19 protein-coding genes are annotated in these 20,527 nt (G+C 65.7%); 16 read left to right on the top strand and 3 right to left on the bottom strand.

Annotation, left to right across the window (positions count from 1 at the left end):
* Positions 1–17: 17 nt before the first annotated feature.
* From O1Y97_RS21780 to O1Y97_RS21760, 5 genes are all read left to right on the top strand, one after another.
* Positions 18–3,071 carry an aminotransferase class III-fold pyridoxal phosphate-dependent enzyme gene (locus O1Y97_RS21780; protein WP_318762339.1) on the top strand — a complete coding sequence of 1,018 codons (3,054 nt, stop codon included), beginning with the start codon at positions 18–20 and terminating at the stop codon, positions 3,069–3,071.
* Between the two features lie 120 nt (positions 3,072–3,191).
* The gene (locus tag O1Y97_RS21775) at positions 3,192–4,202 is read left to right on the top strand and encodes an amino acid ABC transporter substrate-binding protein (protein ID WP_318762338.1); all 1,011 of its coding nucleotides are present in this window, start codon (positions 3,192–3,194) and stop codon (positions 4,200–4,202) included.
* A 92-nt stretch (positions 4,203–4,294) separates the two neighbouring features.
* Positions 4,295–4,882 (top strand): NUDIX domain-containing protein, encoded by a 588-nt coding sequence (locus tag O1Y97_RS21770; protein WP_318762337.1) that lies wholly within the window; start codon positions 4,295–4,297, stop codon positions 4,880–4,882.
* A 5-nt stretch (positions 4,883–4,887) separates the two neighbouring features.
* On the top strand, positions 4,888–5,919 hold the full coding sequence (locus tag O1Y97_RS21765) for a DmpA family aminopeptidase (RefSeq protein ID WP_318762336.1): 1,032 nt from the start codon (positions 4,888–4,890) through the stop codon (positions 5,917–5,919).
* 89 nt (positions 5,920–6,008) lie between these two features.
* The gene (locus tag O1Y97_RS21760) at positions 6,009–6,620 is read left to right on the top strand and encodes a 2'-5' RNA ligase family protein (protein ID WP_318762335.1); all 612 of its coding nucleotides are present in this window, start codon (positions 6,009–6,011) and stop codon (positions 6,618–6,620) included.
* A 2-nt stretch (positions 6,621–6,622) separates the two neighbouring features.
* On the opposite strand, the gene O1Y97_RS21755 is transcribed toward O1Y97_RS21760, so the two are convergent.
* Together O1Y97_RS21755 and O1Y97_RS21750 are read right to left on the bottom strand one after the other, a co-directional pair.
* Positions 6,623–8,068, bottom strand: coding sequence for an amidohydrolase family protein (locus O1Y97_RS21755; protein ID WP_318762334.1), 1,446 nt, complete (start codon positions 8,066–8,068; stop codon positions 6,623–6,625).
* 32 nt (positions 8,069–8,100) lie between these two features.
* Positions 8,101–8,790: a GntR family transcriptional regulator gene (locus O1Y97_RS21750; RefSeq protein ID WP_108609022.1), complete on the bottom strand. Its 690-nt coding sequence runs from the start codon at positions 8,788–8,790 to the stop codon at positions 8,101–8,103.
* A 195-nt stretch (positions 8,791–8,985) separates the two neighbouring features.
* Between O1Y97_RS21750 and O1Y97_RS21745 the strand changes: the two genes are divergently transcribed.
* The 11 genes from O1Y97_RS21745 to O1Y97_RS21695 all read left to right on the top strand — a co-directional run bounded on the left by O1Y97_RS21745 (position 8,986) and on the right by O1Y97_RS21695 (position 19,426).
* Positions 8,986–10,557: an ABC transporter substrate-binding protein gene (locus O1Y97_RS21745; protein ID WP_318762333.1), complete on the top strand. Its 1,572-nt coding sequence runs from the start codon at positions 8,986–8,988 to the stop codon at positions 10,555–10,557.
* A gap of 95 nt (positions 10,558–10,652) precedes the next feature.
* Positions 10,653–11,645 carry an ABC transporter permease gene (locus tag O1Y97_RS21740; protein ID WP_318762332.1) on the top strand — a complete coding sequence of 331 codons (993 nt, stop codon included), beginning with the start codon at positions 10,653–10,655 and terminating at the stop codon, positions 11,643–11,645.
* A 9-nt stretch (positions 11,646–11,654) separates the two neighbouring features.
* Entirely contained in the window at positions 11,655–12,590 is a 936-nt protein-coding gene (locus O1Y97_RS21735) for an ABC transporter permease (RefSeq protein WP_404801217.1), read from the top strand.
* A 4-nt stretch (positions 12,591–12,594) separates the two neighbouring features.
* A complete protein-coding gene (locus O1Y97_RS21730; RefSeq protein ID WP_318762330.1) occupies positions 12,595–13,563 on the top strand; it encodes an ABC transporter ATP-binding protein in 969 nt (322 codons plus the stop codon).
* Positions 13,560–14,633: an ABC transporter ATP-binding protein gene (locus O1Y97_RS21725; protein ID WP_318762329.1), complete on the top strand. Its 1,074-nt coding sequence runs from the start codon at positions 13,560–13,562 to the stop codon at positions 14,631–14,633. The genes O1Y97_RS21730 and O1Y97_RS21725 overlap by 4 nt, the downstream gene beginning before the upstream one ends.
* Before the next feature lie 10 nt (positions 14,634–14,643).
* Positions 14,644–15,306 (top strand): flavin reductase family protein, encoded by a 663-nt coding sequence (locus tag O1Y97_RS21720; RefSeq protein WP_108609016.1) that lies wholly within the window; start codon positions 14,644–14,646, stop codon positions 15,304–15,306.
* A gap of 65 nt (positions 15,307–15,371) precedes the next feature.
* Complete coding sequence (locus O1Y97_RS21715; protein ID WP_318762328.1) at positions 15,372–16,562, top strand: amidohydrolase family protein; 1,191 nt, start codon at positions 15,372–15,374, stop codon at positions 16,560–16,562.
* Between the two features lie 9 nt (positions 16,563–16,571).
* On the top strand, positions 16,572–18,044 hold the full coding sequence (locus O1Y97_RS21710; RefSeq protein ID WP_318762326.1) for an amidohydrolase family protein: 1,473 nt from the start codon (positions 16,572–16,574) through the stop codon (positions 18,042–18,044).
* Between the two features lie 174 nt (positions 18,045–18,218).
* Entirely contained in the window at positions 18,219–18,533 is a 315-nt protein-coding gene (locus tag O1Y97_RS21705; RefSeq protein ID WP_108609013.1) for an ArsR/SmtB family transcription factor, read from the top strand.
* A 2-nt stretch (positions 18,534–18,535) separates the two neighbouring features.
* Positions 18,536–19,000: an SRPBCC family protein gene (locus tag O1Y97_RS21700; RefSeq protein WP_108609012.1), complete on the top strand. Its 465-nt coding sequence runs from the start codon at positions 18,536–18,538 to the stop codon at positions 18,998–19,000.
* A 12-nt stretch (positions 19,001–19,012) separates the two neighbouring features.
* Positions 19,013–19,426 carry a GFA family protein gene (locus tag O1Y97_RS21695; RefSeq protein ID WP_318762325.1) on the top strand — a complete coding sequence of 138 codons (414 nt, stop codon included), beginning with the start codon at positions 19,013–19,015 and terminating at the stop codon, positions 19,424–19,426.
* Between the two features lie 22 nt (positions 19,427–19,448).
* On the opposite strand, the gene O1Y97_RS21690 is transcribed toward O1Y97_RS21695, so the two are convergent.
* Positions 19,449–20,525, bottom strand: coding sequence for an HlyD family secretion protein (locus tag O1Y97_RS21690; RefSeq protein ID WP_318762324.1), 1,077 nt, complete (start codon positions 20,523–20,525; stop codon positions 19,449–19,451).
* Positions 20,526–20,527: the final 2 nt, after the last annotated feature.

The raw sequence follows: 20,527 nt of genomic DNA, 5'->3' as shown, positions 1-20,527 counted from the left end.
GCAAATCCGGATAGCCAATGACTGACGTGACTTACCCCGCGCCGCAATTCTCGCTGGACCAGGCAAAGGCCTTGGCCGCGAGCCGCTTCGGCGTCGCAGGCAGGACGAGTTCGCTCGACAGCGAGCGCGACCAGAATTTCAAGCTGACGGCGGAAGGGTCCCTTTGGATCCTCAAGATCGTCAACGCCAGCGAGCCGGCTGCCGAGAGCGAATTCCAGGTGGCATTGCTCGATCATCTGGCGCGCACCGGCGCCGATGTCGCGGTGCCGCGCCTCCGGCTGACGCAAGACGGCACAGCGCTCGCCCATGCCACGGGCGTTGCCGGCGAGCAGCATGCCCTGCGGCTGGTGTCGTGGTTGCCCGGCATGCCACTGGCAGAAGCCGCGCGCACGCCTGAACTCCTGGGCAATCTCGGCGCAGCACTTGGCCGGCTCGACCGCGCCCTGCAAGGCTTCATCCATCCCGGCGCCTTGCGCAGCTTCGACTGGGACATCAGGCAGGCCGGTGCCGCGCGTGGGCGGCTGCGTCATGTCGACGATGCCGAAGACCGCGCCTTGCTCGGACGCTTTCTCGACCGCTTCGATGCCGAGGTTGCGCCGCGCTTGGCGAGCTTGCGCGCCCAGGTCATCCACAACGACGCCAACGACTGGAATGTGCTCGTCGACGACAACGACCACAACCGCATCGTCGGCATTATCGATTTCGGCGACGCGCTATATTCTCCCGTCATAGCCGAGGTGGCGGTCGCCTGCGCCTATTCGATCCTCGACGTGGAGGATCCGATCGGTGCCGCAGCTCAGCTTACCGCAGGCTTCCACGCCGAGTATCCGCTGCGCGAGGAAGAGACCGACCTCTTGTTCGACCTCATCGTCATGCGCCTGGTCATCTCGGTGTCGCTGTCGGCGCAGCGCAAGGCCCAGGTCGGCGACAATCCCTACCTGGCGATCTCGGAGGCCCCAGCCTGGCGGTTGCTTCGCCGGCTCGATGCCATGAACCGGCGTTTCGCCACCGCCATTCTGCGCCATGCCTGCGGCTTCGACGCCGCGCCCGGTGCCAAGGCTATCACCGACTGGATCAAGGCCAACAAGAAGAGCTTCGCGCCCGTGCTTGACCGCCACCCGGCGACGCTTGCCAAGGCGCTGGTGCCCTATGGCGATCCGGCCCATCCGATGACGGTCATCTCGGCCGGCCGGGAGCCGGACAAGGCCACCGCCTGGTGGGACGCCTATTGTGCTGAGAACGGTATCGCGCTTGGCATTGGCCCGTGGGGCGAGGCGCGCACCGTCTACACCTCCGACATCTTCTGGTCGCGCTTCGTCGAAGGCGCTCGCCGGGTCCATCACCTCGGCCTCGACCTGTTCATGCCCGCCGGCACCAGGGTCTACACGCCGCTCGCGGCTACCGTGAAAAGCGTCGAGATCGAGGAGGACCCGCTCGGCTATGGCTGCCTGATCGCCCTCGAGCATTCGCCCGAAGGCTGCCCGTCCTTCGTCACGCTTTGGGGCCACATGGCGCATGAGGCCATGGCACGCCTGAAGCCAGGGCAAAGGCTCGAGGCCGGCGCGCTGGTCGGCGAAATGGGAGCGCCCGCCGAGAACGGCGGCTGGGCGCCGCACCTGCATTTCCAGATATCGACAGACCCCGATCTTGCCGCCCGCAACATCCTCGGCGTCGGCGAGGCGCGTTATCTCGACGTCTGGGCTGAGCTGTTCCCCGATGCCGCAACCCTTGCCGGCATTCCGCCCGAGACCTTCCACCGCGACGGCCGGACACGTCCTGAGATCGTCGCCGCGCGGAAAACATCGCTGCTGCCCAACCTGTCGATCTCCTACTCCCAGCCGATCAAGTTCGTGCGCGGCGAGGGCGCCTGGCTGATCGACGATCGCGGCCGCGCCTATCTCGACTGCTTCAACAATGTCTGCCACCTCGGCCACGCCCATCCCGACGTCGTCGACGCCATCGCCACCCAGGCGGCCAGGCTCAACACCAACACGCGTTACCTGCACGACGCCATCGTCACCTATGCCGAGCGGCTGACCGCGACCCTGCCCGATGGTCTTTCGGTTGCCTCCTTCGCCTGCTCTGGCAGCGAGGCCAATTCGCTTGCACTGCGCATGTCGCGCACCTTGACCGGCAGCAACGATGCGCTGGTGCTCGACTGGGCCTACCACGGCACCACCCAGGAGCTGATCGACCTCAGCCCCTACAAATACAAGCGCAAGGGCGGCAAGGGCCGGCCGGCTCATGTCTTTGAGGCAACCATTCCCGACAGCTACCGCGCACCTGCCGACTGGCCGGTCGCGGAGCATGCCAGTCGGTTCGCACAGAGCATCGCAGAGCAGATCGAGGCGATGGGCAAGCAGGGTCGCGCGCCGGCCTTCTTCATCGCCGAGTCGATCCCCAGCGTCGCCGGCCAAGTGTTCCTGCCCGAGGGTTATTTGAAGGAAGTCTACGCCATGGTCCGCGCCGCCGGCGGCTTCTGCATCGCCGACGAGGTGCAGGTCGGCTTCGGTCGCGTCGGCAGCCACTGGTGGGCCTTCGAGACGCAAGGCGTTACCCCCGACATCGTCACCATGGGCAAGCCCATCGGCAACGGCCACCCCATGTCGGCGCTGGTCACCACGCGCGACATCGCCGACCGCTTCGACAACGGCATGGAGTATTTCAACACCTTCGGCGGCAACCCGGTGTCCTGTGCCGCGGGCCTCGCCGTGCTCGACGTCATCGAGCGCGACCGCCTGCGCGACAATGCCGCCGACGTCGGCGCCTATCTCGTCGAGCGGTTCAAGGACATGCAGAGGCGCTACGAGGTCATCGGCGACGTCCGGGGCATGGGCCTGTTCCTCGGCATCGAGCTGGTTACCGACCGCAGGACGAAGGAACCGGCCACCGCATTCGCCCGCAAGGTCAATGACGGCGCCCGCGCCCGTGGCGTGCTCATCGGCACCGAAGGCCCGCACGACAACGTGCTCAAGATGCGCCCGCCGATGATCTTCAGCCGGCGCGACGCCGATCATCTGGTCGGCGTTCTCGAAGAAACCTTCGCTGCGGTGGAAGCCGAAGGCGCATAGCAGCAGGCCCGCGCGACGGCCTCGCGCGGAGGGACTTAACGACAGGGGATTTCACGAACTTCCGGCGCCCTGCGCCGGCGGCACGAAGAGGCTTTGCCTCGAAACAAGGGAGGAAGAACCATGAAACATCATCTCGCAGTACTTCTGCTCGGCACGGCCGCCCTCGCCACGCCGGCCAAGGCCGACACGCTCGACATCGTCAAGCAACGCGGCACCGTCACCTGCGGCGTCAGCCAGGGTGTCGCCGGCTTCTCGGCACCCGACGACGCCGGCAAATGGTCCGGCTTCGACATCGACATCTGCCGCGCCGTGGCCGCAGCCGTCCTCGGCGACGCCGACAAGGTCAGCTACGTCCCGCTGTCGACAAAGGAGCGCTTCACCGCCGTCCAGTCGGGCACAGTCGATCTGCTCTCGCGCCAGACCACCTGGACCCTGTCGCGCGACTCGAGCCTCGGCCTGCGTTTCGCCGGCACTGCCTATTATGACGGACAGGGCTTCATGGTGCGCAAGGATCTCGGCGTCGACAGCGCGCTCAAGCTCGACGGCGCCACCGTCTGCACCGAACAGGGCACCACGACCGAGCAGAACGTCGCCGACTACTTCAGCGCCAACAAGCTGAAATACGAGCCGGTCGTCATCGATTCCGCCGACGGTATCATCAAGGCCTTCGATACCGGCCGCTGCGACGTCTACACCACCGATGCCTCCGCCCTCTACGCCCAGCGCCTGAAGCTCACCGACCCGGCCAACTACATTGTGCTGCCCGAAATCATCTCGAAGGAGCCGCTCGGACCTGCCGTACGCCAGGGCGACGACAAGTGGTTCAGCATCGTCCGCTGGACGCTGTTCGCGCTGGTCGAGGCGGAAGAACTCGGCATCACCAAGGACAATGCCGAAGCCGGTCTCACCTCGGCCAATCCCGCCATCAAGCGCTTCCTCGGCGCCGAGGGCGACAGCGGCCAGCAGCTCGGCCTCGACCCGCGCTGGGCCTACAATGTCGTCTCCAAGGTCGGCAATTACGGCGAGATCTTCGAGCGCAATCTCGGCCAGTCGAGCGACCTGAAGATCGACCGCGGCATCAACGCCCAGTGGAACGCCGGCGGCCTGATGTACGCCCCGCCGGTGCGCTGAGGTTTCACCACATGGGGTCGCGCTCCGGCGCGGCCCCGCCTATTCTGGCGCCCGCGAATCCCCGGCCCGATGGCCAGCTTCGAAGGTGTCAGATGAGCATTGCCGACCGCATCCGCGTCCAGGACGTCAAAACCCTTTCCGACGACTGGTACGTCCTGAAGAAGACCACCTTCGCCTACCGCCGCGGCGACGGCGAATGGCAGACCCAGAGCCGCGAGACCTACGATCGCGGCAACGGCGCCACCATCCTGCTCTACGATCCCGCGCGCCGCACCGTGGTGCTGGTCAAGCAGTTCCGCTACCCGGCCTTCGTCAGCGGCTATGACGACATGCTGATCGAGACACCCGCCGGCGTGCTCGACGATGCCGCCCCCGAAGAGCGCATCCGCGCCGAGGTCGAGGAAGAAACCGGCTTCCGTATCCACCATGTCCGCCGCGTCTTCGAAGCCTTCATGAGCCCGGGCGCCGTCACCGAGAAGATCTACTTCTTCGTCGGCGAGTACGAGCCGTCCGATCGTGTGTCCGCCGGCGGTGGTCATGCGGGCGAGGGCGAGGACATCGAGGTGCTGGAAATCGGCATCGACGAGGCGCTGGCCATGGTCGCCGACGGCCGCATCTGCGATGGCAAGACCATCATGCTGCTGCAATACGCAGCACTCCACTTGCTGCGCGGAGCCTAGGAGCTATGTCCGGCATCGCCCGCGAACTCGGCATTTCTTTCGGCGCGTCGCTCACCGGCCCGCTCAACGCCATCACCGACGTGCCGGGCGTTTTGGTCGGCCACCGCACCATCCGCTCGGGCGACCTCAACACCGGCGTCACCGCCATCCTGCCCCACGGTGGCAACCTCTACCGCAAGAAGGTGCTGGCCGCCTGCGACATTATCAACGGCTTCGGCAAGAGCGCCGGCCTGATGCAGGTCGAGGAGCTGGGCACGCTCGAAACGCCTGTCCTGCTCGCCAACACCTTCGGCGTCGGCACCTGCGCCAATGCCTTGATCCGCGCGGCGATTACCGAGAACCCCGACATCGGCCGCGAGACGGTGACGGTCAATCCCGTGGTCATGGAGTGCAACGACGGTTATCTCAGCGACATCCAGGCGCTTGCCGTCACCGAGGATGACGCCCGCGCCGCGCTGGCCGCCGCCGCGTCAGGCCCTGTCGCCGAGGGCAATGTCGGCGCCGGCACCGGCATGAGCTGCTTCGGCTTCAAGGGCGGCATCGGCACAGCCTCGCGCCGCACCGAGCTCGGCGGCCGCGACCATCATCTCGGCGTGCTGGTCCTCACCAATTTCGGCCGCGCTGGCGACCTGATTCTGCCCGACGGCCGCCGCCCCGACCCGCGCTCCAAGGTGGAGCCGGACAAGGGCTCGGTCATCGTCATCCTCGCCACCGACGTCGCCCTGGAGTACCGCCAGCTCAAGCGCGTCGTCCGCCGCTGCGGTGCTGGCCTTGCCAGGCTTGGCGCCTATTGGGGCCATGGCAGCGGCGACATCGCGCTCGGCTTCTCGACAGCGCGGATCGTCGACCACGACGAGCCCGCCGATTTCGTCGCCATCTCAGCCCTCAACGAAAACCGCATTGACCGCCTGTTCCGCGCTGCAGCCGAAGCGACCGAGGAAGCCGTGGTGAACTCGATGTGCGCGGCGGAAGCCATGCAAGTCTGGGCCGGGCATTTCCGGCCGTCGCTGGGGGATTGGCTGAAAGAACGTCGGTAGGCTGCCGCTGGGAGGTGCCGCGGGTTGTTGCCAATCTAGGAAAATAAACTTAGCATGTTCCTCCTTTGTTCATTTAGACGGAGGAGGGCATGTCGCGTCAACTGCAGTTCGACTTCGGAACCTCGCTTGGCTCGCGGCCGCCGGTCTGCCGGGCAAGGCAGGCAAAGGGCGCGTCGGACCGGCTCATGTTCCGCTTGCATCCGGGGCAGCCGGGGGCGATGGCGGCGACGGTCGACGCCACTTGCCGCGCCCATGGCCTCACGGGCAAGCCCTGTGAGGCAGACCGCCTGCACGTCTCGCTCGTGGGGTTTGACAATGGCAGGGAGATCGAAGAGGCCGCCGTACAGAATGTATCTGCGGCCGCCGCTACAGTCAGGGCGCCGGCATTCGACCTTGCCTTCGACCGCATCATCAGCTTCCGGAGCGGGAAGTTGAAACCGCTGGTCCTGCTGTGCGGCGAGAGCGCCGATCTGGTGGTCGACCTCGAACGTCGAATCGTCGATGCGTTGAACGGTGCGGGGCTCGGGGTTCGTCGTCGCGCCGGCTTCGTGCCCCATTGCACGGTGCTCTACGACAACAGGCTCGTCCCGGAAACGCGTCTCGACCGGCCCATCATTGTCCCGGTCACGGAGTTTCACCTTCTGCACAGGAAGGTTGGTGGCTGGCGCCGGCGCGTCGGGAGCTGGCCCTTGCTTGGCTGAAGTCAGTTCGGCAGCGGCTGCCGGGCGTTGCGCCAGAATTCCTGCGGTTCTTCGAGCAGGTGGGTCAGCCCGGTCCGCTCGAAGGCGAGTGCTGCCTGTTCCGCCGCATCGGCAAGGATGTCGTTGGCGTCGAGGTGCGCGGTCTTGCGGCCGCGCATCAGCACCTTGCCGTTGACGATGACGGTGTCGACATCGGCGGCATTGGCGAAATGGGCAATGCGCGTCACCGGCATGACCGGCGGGTAGAGATGCGGCTTGCGCATGTCGACGAGCACGATGTCGGCCTTCTTGCCAACCTTTAGCGAGCCGAGTTCGTTCTCCAGCCCCATTGCCTTTGCAGCGTCGATGGTCGCCATCTCCAGCGTCTTGCCCGGCGGCAAATAGGCCGGGTCGCGGAAGTGGCGGCGATGGTAGTGCATGCACTGCGCCATGTGGCGGAACATGTCGTAGCCGCGGTCGGGGGCTGCGGCGTCTGAGCCGAGGCAGACATTGATACCGGCCTCGATCAGTTCCGGCACCGGGCAGCGCCCGTAGACCGACATGATCGCGGAGGGGTTGTGGATGATCGACGCGCCCGTCTCCTTCAGCGCGGTGAAATCGTCCTCGGTAAGGTCGACGCTGTGGCCCAGCAGGGCGAACTCACCGAGGACACCAAGATCGCGCGCCAGCGCGATCGAACCGTCGCGGTGGCCGTCCTGGGTGAACAGCACGCCCTTGCGACGGCGCAGATCCATCACCGCTTCGCCCATTTCGATGACCTGCCGGCGGGCGTCGGCATCCGCCACCTGGGCGGCATAGTAGACCGGCATCACCAGGCAGACGCCGGTGCCGCGGCCAAGCAGGTCGTTCCAGCGGTCGATCAGGATCTCGCTGACCTCCAGTTGGCGTTCGAACGACACCGTCACGTCCTTCGACTGCCCGGTCTCCGAAAAATGGCGATAGCTGCGCGGGAAGGGCGGCCGGCCGGGGCCCACCGCCATGAAGGTGCGCAGGCCGGATTCGGCGGTCGCCCCGCTATGGGCGTCGCCGAAGGCCGGATCGTCGGTGCGGTAGATGTCGGCGCCGCCACCCAGCAGCGTCATCGCCGTGGTGATGCCGCCGCGCAGCCGTTCGAGCTGTGTCATCCGCGCTTCGGCACGCCAGAAGGCGGGCGTCGAGCCGCGGGCATAGATCTCCTCGCAGGCCTCGAACCAGGTGTCGACGCCGGCGCCGGCATTGCGCACCAGCCCGTGGCCGGCGTGGGAATGGCTGTCGATCAGCCCCGGCATCGCCACCATGCCGGTGCCGTCGATGATTTCGCTGGCCTCGACCGGCGCTGCATCGCCTGCGCTGCCGATGGCGCTGATGCGGTCGCCGGTGACTGTCAGCCAGCCGCCCTCGATCACCCGGCGATCCCGGTCGACGGTCACGATGGTTACGTTGCGCACGAGGATGTCTGGCTGCGCCATGTCTTCTGCTTTCCGAAGTTTTTTGGGCCGGCTCAGAGGCCGAGAATGTCTTCCAGATCGCGCGCGGCGACGCGGTCGCTTTCGAGGTCGAGCTGGTTTTCGATATGGGCAAGGTGGTGGTGCATGACGGCCAGCGCCTTCCTGGCGTCGCGCGCGGTGATGCTGGCGACGATGTCCGCGTGCTCGTCGGGGCCGCAGTTCAGCACGTCCTTCTGCTGGTACATCGCCATGATCAGCGACGTCCGCGAGACCAGGTCGCGCAGGAGGCTGGCCAGGATCTGCGACTGCGCCAGTTCGGCGATCAGCATGTGGAACGCGCCCGACAGCCTGATGGCGCCGGCAACGTCGCCGCTTTGGTGGGCCTTGCGCTCGGCCTCGACATGCTGGCTGAGCCGCGCGATACCGCCGGCGTCGATCGTCGCGCACAGCCGCTCGACCAGTCGCTCCTCGATGGTGCGGCGGGCGAAGAAGACATCGCGTGCCTCTTCGATCGACGGTTTGGATACAAAAGCACCGCGGTTTGGAACCAATGTGATCAGACCGTCGCGTGCCAGATTCTGCAATACATGGCGGATGCGCGCCCGGCTGGCGCTGAAGATGTCGGCGAGTTGCTCTTCCTTCAGCCGTGTACCGGGGCCGACCTGCCGTTCGGCGATCGCGTTCCAGATTTTCTCGTAAATCTCTTGATCGGTGGCATGTCGCTTGCCCGCTTCAGCGTCCATCCAATCCTCCTCCCGCCGGGTCCGATGTGCGACCCGCAGCCTATTCAAACCCAAAAACGCCGCAAGTCAACAAATTTGTCGACATAGATTGTTGACAATAATTGGATACGATGTCAGCGTTAAATGGATGGAGCCCAAAGGCGCCCTGCAAACGTGAAGGCGCGGGTCCACTGGTTCTGTAACGGGAGGAGTTCAATGAAGAAGTTCCTGCTCGCGGCCACCGCCGCGGCTCTGGTCCAGCTTGGCATGATGGGCAACGCGAGCGCAGCCGAGCTGCGTTATGCAGCGGCCGGCGACATCTACGGGCTCGACCCGGATTCGATGACCGACAGCTTCTCGAACAATTTCCTGCAGCACATCTACGAGCCACTGGTCCGCTACAACAAGGAACTGAAGATCGAGCCGGCGCTGGCCCTGTCCTGGGAAGTCGTCAAGCCCGACGTCGTCCGCTACAAGCTGCGCCAGGGCGTCAAGTTCCATGATGGTGCCGATTTCGGTGCCGACGACGTCATCATGTCGCTGATGCGCGCCGTCGACGAGAATTCGCCGATCAAGGGCAACTTGCCGGCGCTCAAGTCGGTCGAGAAGATCGACGACTACACCGTCGACCTGCACCTCGCCGGCCCGACGCCGCTGCTTAACAACTATCTCACCAACATCGCTGTCTTCGATGCCGGCTGGCTGGAGAAGAACAACGCGGTCAAGCCGATCAACGCCGAGCTCGGCCAGGAAGGCTACACCTCGACCCATGCCAACGGCACCGGTCCCTTCAAGCTCGAAAGCCGCCGCCCCGATGCCCAGACCGTTCTGGTCGTCAACGAAGGCTGGTGGGACAAGCCGCAGCACAACCTGACCAAGGTTATCTTCACCCCGATCGCCTCCGACGCCACCCGCGTCGCGGCGCTGCTCTCGGGCGAGGTCGACATCATCACGCCGTCGCCGCTGCAGGATGCCAAGCGCATCGCCTCGAACCCCGGCACCAAGGTGCTGGAGAATCCGGGCCTGCGCACCATCATGATGAACTTCAACATGCGCGATAAGCTCGTCGACGGAAACGTCGAGGGCAACCCGTTCAAGGATGCGCGTGTTCGCAAGGCCGTCTACCAGGCCATCAACATGGATCTGGTCCGCGACAAGATCATGCGCGGCAAGTCGCGCGTCTCCGGCATGCAGATCGCGCCCGAGGTGCCTGGCTTCGACGCCAAGCTCAACGAGCGTTTCCCCTATGATCCGGCGGCCGCCAAGGCGCTGCTGGCCGAGGCCGGCTATGCCGACGGCTTCCAGTTCAACATGAACTGCCCCAACGATGCCTACGTCAACGACGAGGAAGTCTGCCAGGCAATGACGGCGATGCTGGCCCAGGTCGGCCTCAACGCCAAGCTGGTTACCGAGGCACGCACCCTGCACTTCAAGAAGGCGCAGGAAGGCCAGACCGACATGTTCATGATCGGCTGGGCGACGCTGCCGATGCTCGACGGCTTCTCCGTGCTGTCGGCCATGCTGCACTCGCCCGAGGAGAAGCTCGGCACCTGGAACCCCGGCGGCTACAAGAACGCCAAGGTCGACGAACTGGTCAAGAAGATCGACGTCGAACTCGACGAGGCCGAGCGCCGCGCGATGATGGTCGAGGCCTTCAGCATCACCGAGCAGGAAGTCGCCTGGCTGCCGCTGCACCAACAGCCGCTGTCCTGGGCCGTGCGCGACAATGTCGAGGTCGTCCAGACCGCCGACGACCTGCTCCGCCTCTGGTACGTCAACGTCAAGTAAGTCGAACCGGGCCCCTGTCCATCTAGGGCAGGGGCCTTTCGCTACCGGCAAGCCCGCCGCTACGAAGCGGGCCTACCTCCAAGGGAGCTGCGACGATGTTCGTATTCCTCGTCCGCCGTCTGCTGCAGGCCGTCATGGTCATGCTTGCCGTGGCGTTCATCGCCTTCCTGATGTTCCGTTTCCTCGGCGATCCGGTCAACAACATCGTCAGCCAGGATGCCACCCAGGTCCAGCGCGAGGAGGTGCGTCAGCGCCTGCGTCTCGACGACCCGCTGTTCCTTCAGTACGGCCGTTTCGTCGTCAATGCCGCCAAGGGTGACTTCGGCGTCTCCTACCGCAACAGCCGTCCGGTCAGCGCACTGCTCGCCGAACGCTTCCCGGCCACAGCCGAACTGGTGCTGGTCGCCGCCATGCTGTCGCTGGTGCTCGGCATTCCGCTCGGCATCTACACCGCGCTCAAGCCGCGCGGGGTGCTCAGCCAGGGCCTGCAGATCATGTCGCTGATCGGCATCTCGCTGCCCACATTCGTCACCGGCATCCTGCTCATCCTGGTGTTCTCGGTCTGGCTCGGCTGGCTGCCGTCCTTCGGCCGCGGCGACGTCATCGACGTCGGCTGGTGGTCGACGGGCTTCCTCACCGCCTCCGGGCTCAAGGCGCTGATCCTGCCGTCCTTCATGCTGTGCCTGTTCCAGCTGACGCTGATCATGCGGCTGGTGCGTGCCGAGATGCTGGAGGTGCTGCGCGCAGACTACATCAAGTTCGCCAAGGCGCGCGGGCTGAAGAGCCGCGCCATCCATTTCCGCCATGCGCTCAAGAACACGCTGATCCCCGTCGTCACCATCTTCGGGCTTCAGCTCGGCGGCCTCATCGCCTTCGCCATCATCACCGAGACGGTGTTCCAGTGGCCGGGCATGGGCGCGCTGTTCATCCAGGCCGTCAACTTCACCGACGTGCCGGTCATGGCAGCCTATCTCGTCATGGTCTCGCTGATCTTCGTCATCATCAACACCAGCGTCGACCTTCTCTACAACGTCATCGATCCGCGCCTTCGCACCGATCCGACCCGGGCCTCCGGGAAGGGCGCCTGACGGGAACCCATGACCATGAGTGACACCTCCTTCACCGGGCGCCTGCGCAGCTTCGCCGACCGCGACCTGTTCTACTCGTTCCGCCGCTCCAGGACGACGGTCATCGCCGCAGTCGCGCTGGCGCTGCTGTTTTTCGGCGCGATCTTCGCGCCGGTGATCGCGCCCTTTGATCCGTTCGACATCGCCCACCTCAACCTGCTCGATAGCGAGTTGCCGCCGGCCTGGATGGAAGGTTCCAACCCGGCCTACATCCTCGGCACCGACACCCAGGCGCGCGACGTGCTGTCGTCGATCCTCTACGGCCTGCGCATCTCGCTCTTCGTCGGCTTCGCCTCGGTCATCCTTGCTGCCGTGCTCGGCGTCTTCCTCGGGCTTGTCGGCGGCTTCGTCGGCGGCATCGTCGATGCCGTCATCATGCGCGTCGCCGATGTTCTGCTGAGCTTCCCGGCGATCCTCGTCGCACTGCTTATCAACGGTGTCATGCGTGGCATCCTCCCCGCCAACCAGCACGAGAGCGCGGCCATCCTCGTTCTCGTGCTGGCCATCGGGCTCACCAACTGGGTGCAATACGCCCGTACCGTGCGCGGCTCGACGCTGGTCGAGCGCCAGCGCGAATACGTCCAGGCAGCCCGCACCATCGGCGTCGGCCGCCTGCGCATCATGCTCACCCACATCCTGCCCAACGTGCTCGGCCCGGTGCTGGTCATCGCCACCATCAATCTCGGCATGGCCGTCCTGACGGAGGCGACCTTGTCGTTCCTCGGCGTCGGCATGCCGGCGACCCAGCCTTCGCTCGGCACGCTCATCCGCGTCGGCAACGAGTACCTGTTCTCCGGCATCTGGTGGGTCGTCATCTTCCCGTCGGCAACGCTCGCCGTGCTGGTCCTCGCCGTCAACCTGATCGGCGACTGGCTGCGCGACGCCCTCAATCCGAAGCTGAGGTAAGGCCATGGCCCTGCTCGAAGTCGAAAATCTGAAAGTCGAGTTCCCCACCCGCAAGGGCGTGCTCACCGCCGTCGACAACGTCTCCTTCAACGTCGAACAGGGCGAGATCCTCGGCGTCGTCGGCGAGTCCGGCGCCGGCAAGTCGATGACCGGTGCTGCCGTCATCGGCTTGCTCGAACCGCCGGGTCGCATCGGCGGCGGCCAGATCCGTCTCGACGGCAAGCGCATCGACAATTTGTCGCCCGACGAGATGCGCAAGATCCGCGGCCGCCACATCGGCGCGATCTTCCAGGATCCGCTGACCAGCCTCAACCCGCTGTTCACTGTCGGCGAGCAACTGGTCGAGACGATCCGCACGCATCTGCCGATGTCGGCGGCGGAAGCCAAGAAGCGCGCCATCGGCTGGCTTGCCGAGGTCGGCATCCCGGCGCCCGACAGGCGCTTCGACCAGTACCCGCACCAGTTCTCCGGCGGCATGCGCCAGCGCGTGGTCATCGCCCTGGCACTCTGCGCCGAGCCGCGGCTGATCATCGCCGACGAGCCGACGACCGCGCTCGACGTTTCGGTTCAGGCACAGATCATCGCGCTGCTCAAGCGGGTCTGCCGCGAGCGCAATGCGGCCGCGATCCTTGTCACCCACGACATGGGCGTCATCGCCGAGACCGCCGACCGTGTCGCGGTGATGTATGCCGGACGCCTCGCCGAGATCGGCCCGGTCGCGCATGTGCTGCAGAAGCCGAGCCATCCCTATACGGCCGGCCTGATGGGATCGATCCCGCGCGTCGGTCCGCGCCCAGAACGGCTGATCCAGATCGAGGGCTCTATGCCGCGCCTGACCGACATCCCGAGCGGCTGCGCCTTCAATCCGCGCTGCCCCAAGGTCTTCGCCGAATGCCACCGTGTCAGGCCCGAATTGCGCCCGGTCGCCGCCGGCGCCGCCGCCTGCCTGCTCTATGAAGGGGTGACGCCATGAACGCCGCACCGATTGCCAGAACCGGCCAGCCGCTGCTCCAGGTCAAGGGCCTGAAGAAGCACTTTGCCATGGCCAAGCCTTTCCTCAACCGGCTGCTGGAAGGCGGCGAGCAGCAGACGGTCAAGGCCGTCGACGGCCTCGACCTCGAGATTCCGCGCGGCCAGACGCTGAGCCTGGTTGGCGAGTCCGGCTGCGGCAAGTCCACCGTTGCCCGCCTGATCATGGGCCTGTCCAATCCCTCCGGCGGCTCCATCCTGTTCGACGGCGCCGACATCTCCCGCGCCCCGGCAGGCCAGCCGGCGGACATCCGCCGCCGCATGCAGATGATCTTCCAGGATCCCTATGCCAGCCTCAACCCGCGCTGGCGGGTCGCCGACATCATCGCCGAGCCGCTGCGCACCTACGGCATGTGCGCCTCCCGCCAGGAGGAACGCCGCGAGGTCGACCGCCTGCTCGAATTCGTCGGCCTCAACGCCAAGGACGGCGACAAGTTTCCGCACGAGTTTTCCGGCGGCCAGCGCCAGCGCATCTCGATCGCCCGCGCCATTTCCACCAAGCCGGAGTTCCTCGTCTGCGACGAGCCGACCTCGGCGCTCGACGTCTCGGTCCAGGCGCAGATCCTCAACCTGATGCGCGAGATGCAGCGCGAGCTCGGCCTGACCTATTTGTTCATCAGCCACGATCTGGCGGTGGTCAACTTCATGTCCGACTGGATCGGCGTCATGTATCTCGGCCGCCTCGTCGAGGTCTCGCCAGCGGCCGAACTTTTCGCCAATCCGCAGCATCCCTATACGAGGCTGCTGCTCGACACGATCCCCGACCTCGGCATGTCGAAGCGCGACCGCCAGCCGGCGGCCGGCGAGGTGCCCAATCCGATCAACCCGCCGCCGGGCTGCCACTTCCATCCGCGCTGCGCGCTCGCCAACGAGCGGTGCCGGAGTGAGGCGCCGGTGCTTCGCATGTATGATGGCGGCGTGCGCGCCTCTTGCCATGCGGTCGAGGAAGGGCGCGGTGTCGAACCGATCATGGCACTGGCACGTGCCGCCCACCCGCTGCAGGCTGCGGTCTGAGGGAGAAAAAATGGATTTCGATTTCGCCGAGCTGCCCGAAAACGATCGCTACCGGCTGCTGTGCAGCTTCGTTGGGCCGCGTCCCATAGCGCTCGTCACCACCATCGACGAACACGGCTGCAACAACGCCGCGCCGATGAGCTTCTTCAATGTCTTCTCGCACGAGCCGCCGCTGCTCATCCTCGGCATGCAGACCCGCCCCGACGGCACCGCCAAGGATACCGTCGCCAATATCAGGCGCTCGGGCGAGTTCGTCGTCCACATGGTCGACATGGCGATCGCCAACGAGATGATCGTCACCGGCATCAACTTCCCAAGCGACGTCGACGAGATCGAGTTGGCCGGCCTGACCAGCACGCCGTCGGTCAAGGTTGCGGCGCCCCGCATTGAGGAATCGCCCTGCGCCATGGAGTGCCGCGTATCGCAGATCCTCGACTACGGCCGCCGCACCATCGTCATCGGCGAAGTCGTGCAGATGTATGTCCGCGACGAATGCCTCGACGAGCGTGGCCGCTACGTCCGGCCGGAGGTCTACCAGCCGATCGCCCGGCTGCATGCCGACAACTACATCGTCGCCGACAACCAGTTCGTGCTCAAGCGTCCGGCCGAGCTTCTCCACCACGAGGAAGCCGCCGGCTATGCCGTATCGAAGCCGGAAAAGGTCGCCGGCTGACCCAGGGAATGCGCCGGGCGTCCGCGCCCGGCTCCACTGAAATTCGAGAATGCAGCGGTGCTGAAATGAAAGAACTTCTCCTCAGGAACGTCCGGCCCTTCGGTGGTGCTGCGACCGACATCCTCATCCGCGACGGCCGCATAGTCCGCATCGGCAAGGCCGACGCCTCGGCTGCCGAGGTCGAGGACGGCGGCGGCGCGATCGCCATTCCCGGCCTGATCGAGGCGCACGCCCATCTCGACAAGTCGCTGTGGGGCATGGGCTGGCATGTCCATCAGGCCGGCCCGGCTCTTGAAGACAAGATTTCCACCGAGCGCCGCCTGCGCCGCGAACTCAACATCGATCCCGCCCGCCAGTCGGCGCGCCAGGTGGCGCTCGCCGCCTCGCACGGCACCACCGCCATCCGCAGCCATGTCGACATCGACACCGACCAGAAGCTGTGGTGCTTCGAGGGCGTGGCCGCCACGCGCGAACGCTTCCGCGATGTCATGGACATCGAGATCGTCGCCTTCCCGCAGTCGGGCCTGATGATCCGCCCCGGCACGCTGGAGCTGATGGACGAAGCCCTTGCCAATGGGGCCGATATCGTCGGCGGCCTCGACCCCTGCGGCATCGACCGCGACCCCAAGGGCCAGCTCGACGCCATCTTCGGCCTCGCCGAGAAGCACGGCAAGCCGATCGACATCCACCTCCACGAAGCCGACGACCTCGGCGCCTTCTCGATGGAGATGATCATCGAACGGACCCGCGCGCTCGGCATGCAGGGCAAGGTCACCATCAGCCATGCCTTCTGCCTCGGCATGACCGACCGCGCCCGCGCCGCTTCGCTCACCGAGCAGTTGGCGCATCAGGACATCGCCATTGCCACCACGGCGCCGGCATCGCGTCCCGTGCCCATGGCGGCCGAGCTGCGCCGTGCCGGCGTGCGTCTCTGCGCCGGCTCCGACGGTATCCGAGACACCTGGGGTCCCTACGGCAATCTCGACATGCTGGAGCGCGCGCTGTTCATCGGCCTGCGCAACAATTTCCGCAACGACGCCGACGTCGAATACGCCCTGCATATCTGCACCCAGGGCGGCGCCGACGTCATGGAGCTCGCCGACTACGGCCTGCGCGAAGGCGCCTTCGCCGACATCGTCCTGCTCGATGCCGAGACCGTGCCGGAAGCCGTTGCCGCCCGTCCGAAGCGCAAGCTGGTGCTCAAGCGCGGCAAACCGGTGGCGCGCGATGGCCAAGCCCTTTTCACTGTCGAATGAGAATTTGAAATGACCGAACCTTTGCTTCTCACCGCCCGCTGGGTCGTCGGCCATGTCGACGGCCGCCACGCGCTCTATCCCAATGGCGAAGTCGTTGTATCAGGCGACCGCGTGCTCTTCGTCGGCCACGGCTATGAGGGCCCCGTCGCTCGCCGCATCGACTATGGCAACGCGCTCATCGGCCCCGGCTTCGTCGATCTCGACGCGCTGTCCGACCTCGACACCACCGTGCTCGGCTACGACAACCAGCCAGCGGTCAAGAAGGGCCGCATCTGGCCCGAAACCTACATGGAAAGCGGCCCCTTCGAGATGTACTCGGAGGAAGAGCTGGCGTTCCAGAAGCGCTACGCCTTCTCCAGGCTGATCCGCTCCGGCATCACCACCGCGCTGCCCATCGCCTCGCTGTTCTACCGCCAGTGGGGCGAAACGACAGGCGAGTTCAGCGCTGCCGCCGAAGCCGCGCGTGACCTCGGCCTGCGCGTCTATCTCGGCCCAGCCTACCGCTCGGGCAACAGCTTCGTCCGCCGCGACGGCACCATCGACTACCATTTCGACGAGGAACGCGGCCTCGACGGTCTCGCCGATGCGGTCGATTTTTGCCGCAAGTTCGAGGGCCAGGCCAATGGCCTGATCCGCACCATGCTCGCCCCCGACCGCATCGAGACCTGCACGCCCGAACTCTTGAAGGCCTCAGCGGCCGCGGCCGAGGCGCTCGACGTGCCGATCCGCCTGCATTGCTGCCAGTCGCCGTTCGAGTACCAGAGCGTGCTCAAGCTGCGCGGCATGAGCCCGGCCGAATGGCTCGAAAGCCTGGGCTTCCTGTCGCCGCGCGCGATCCTGCCGCACGGCACCCATGTCAGTGGCCGCAACGGCATCGACCGGCCGGGCAGGGACCTGGAGATCCTGCGCGACGGCGGCGGCACCATCGCCCACTGCCCGCTGGTCTCGGCCCGCCACGGCAACGCGCTCCAGTCCTTCCGCAAGTACCGCGACATGGGCATCCGCATCGGTCTCGGCACAGACACCTACCCGCCGGACATGTTCCTCAACATGCAGGTCGGCATGATGCTCTGCCGCATCGAGGAAAGCGGTACCGACGGCTGCCGCTCCGAGGACTACTATGATGCCGCCACCCTTGGCGGCGCCGACGCGCTCAACCGTCCCGACCTCGGCCGCCTGCAGCCCGGCTCCGCCGCCGACCTGATCGTCGTCGATTTCGACGACCCGTTCATGGGCCAGACCATCGACCCGATCCAGACGCTGATGCTCAACGCCTCGGCCCGGTCGGTCTCGACCGTGATGATCGCCGGCCGCTTCGTCATGGAGAATGGCGTCATCCCGGGTGTCGACGACCGTGAATATCGCAAGCGCGCGCAGACGCAGTTCGACGGCGTCATCGCCAAGTACCCGCTGCGCACCTTCAGCCATCCGCCGGTCGAGGAAATCTTCTCGTCGAGCTACCCGACCCACCGCAAGGCGTAAGCCCCCGACGCCTTGCACGGAAAGGGCGCCACCACGCGGTGGCGCCCTTTTTGTTTGCAAGCAGAGTTTGGAGCCTGCCGGGCTCTGCAAGGGTCGCCCTTTGTCAGCAGGCATGCGCCGTGATTTGACATGCAGGCATTTACCTGCATATTGTCTCTCACATGAGTGAGACCGATGAACGCTGACGACGTTTTCAAGGCACTGGCCGACCCGACACGCAGGAGGCTGCTTGACCTTCTCTACGAGAAGAACGGGCAGACGCTCGGCCAGCTTTGCGAAAATCTTGAGATGGCCCGCCAGTCCGCCACGCAGCACCTCGGGATTCTGGAGGCGGCCAATCTGGTGAGCACGGTCAGGCGTGGCCGGGAAAAGCTGCATTTCATCAACCCCGTGCCGTTGCACGAAGTCTACGAACGTTGGGTGCGGAAATTCGAACGTCAGCGGCTCAGCTTGCTGCACGATCTGAAGAAGGAACTCGAAGGAGAGTGACGATGACCAAAGAGAAGACCAGCTTTGTTTACGTGACCTACATTCTCTCGACACCCGCAAAGGTGTTCGAGGCCATAACGAAACCGGACGTCGCCAGGCGCTATTGGGGCCACGAGAACGTCTCCGACTGGAACCCCGGTTCGAAATGGGAACATGTCCGCGCCAATGACGAGCGGACCGTCGAACTCGTCGGCAACGTCATCGACGTCTCGCCACCGACCCGTCTCGTCATCAGTTGGGCGAACGCCTCGCAGGCCGCCGATCCGGCAAGCCACAGCAGGGTTACGTTCGATATTGACGAATATGAGGGCATGGTTCGGCTGACCGTCAGCCATGACGAACTCGAAGCCGGCAGCGGGATGGCGAACGGCATCAGCAAGGGCTGGCCGATCGTGCTCTCCAGCCTCAAATCCTTCCTCGAAACCGGCCGCGCCCTCGACGTGTTTGCCAAGCCGAAGGCGGCCTGAAGGGGAATGACAATGACCAAGCGCTATACCGGCGGGTGCGCGTGCGGCGCGATCCGTTATGAAACGAGCAGCACGCCCGTCTTCGAAAACCACTGCCAATGCCGCGATTGCCAGCAGCGAAGCGGCACCGGGCATGGATCATATCTCAGCTTCGCCCGGCAGGCCGATGTCACGGTCACGGGCGAAGCGAAAACCTGGCGGGTAACGGCCGACAGTGGCAACGAAAAGATCCACGCCTTCTGCCCGACCTGTGGCACGCCGGTCTACCTGACATTCGTCGCGATGCCGGAGCTGATCGCGATCCATGCGGCCAGCCTCGACGACCCGGGCCAATTCAATCCGCATGCGGTCACATACGGCATCCGCGCCAATGCCTGGGACACGATGGATGCGTCGTTGCAGACATTCGAGCGAATGCCGCGTTGATGAGGAAGCGGTCCGACCTCGCCTAGTGCGCTGCGGTTTCGACCAGCGGCTGCGAATCCGTGTCGATGCTGACCACCACCGACATGCCGGGCGCCAGCCTGTCGGCCATCGCCTGGCCCGGATCGATGCCGATGCGCACCGGCAGGCGCTGCGCCACCTTGGTGAAGTTGCCGGTGGCGTTGTCGGGCCGCAGCACGCTGAATTCCGAACCCGTCGCCGGGGCAAAGCGCTCGACATGGCCGTCGAGGCGGGCATGACCCAGCGCATCGACAGTGAATGTCACCGGCTGGCCCACCTTCATGCCGCCAAGCTGGGTTTCCTTGAAGTTGGCGACCACCCAGATGCGCTTCGGCACCAGCGCCATCAGCTGCGTGCCAGGCGCCACATACTGCCCGAGCCGGGCGCCGACCTCGCCGAGCCGGCCGTCCTCGGGTGCCACGATGCGCGTGTTCTTGAGATCGATCTCGGCGAGATGCACGGTCGCCTCCGCGCCCGAGACTGCTGCCTCCAATGACTGCCGGCTGACGATGGTCGCCTGCAGGTCCTGCCGCGACACCTCGAGTGCCGCTTCCGCCTGGCTGTGGGCGGCACGTGCCTGCTCGAGCGCGGTGCGCGACTTGTCGGCCTCGCTCAGCGTCGACACGCCGCGCGCCAGCAGCGGTTCGATCCGGCCCCAGCTCGCCAGGGCGTTGTCATAGGCGACCTTGGCCGAAGCCACCTGCGCTTCCGCCGACGTGACGCGTGCCTCGGCCGAGTGCCGCTGCTGCTCGGAATTCGCCAGTGCCGCCTGCTGCGATGCTAGCGTCGCCCGCGCCTGTTCCAGCTTCTGGACAAAGATGCGGTCGTCGATCCGGACCAGCAGCTGCCCTGCCTTGACGTCCTGGAAATCCTGCACCGCGACGTCGGCGATCGTGCCCGACAGCTGCGGCGCCAGGATGGTCGGCTGGCCGCGCACATAGGCGTTTTCGGTGATCTCGACCGCGCTCTTGAACGGCGGCAGGTGCCAGACATAGAGGATCAGCGTCAGCCCGGCGATGCCGAGGACGATGGCCAGGATGGTGCTGGCGGACCGGAGGAGATGGAGGCTTTTCGATAGCATGG

Origin of the sequence: Aminobacter niigataensis, assembly GCF_946995915.1 — a bacterium.
GTDB lineage: Bacteria > Pseudomonadota > Alphaproteobacteria > Rhizobiales > Rhizobiaceae > Aminobacter > Aminobacter niigataensis.
This window is presented reverse-complemented; position numbering and strand designations above follow the sequence as displayed.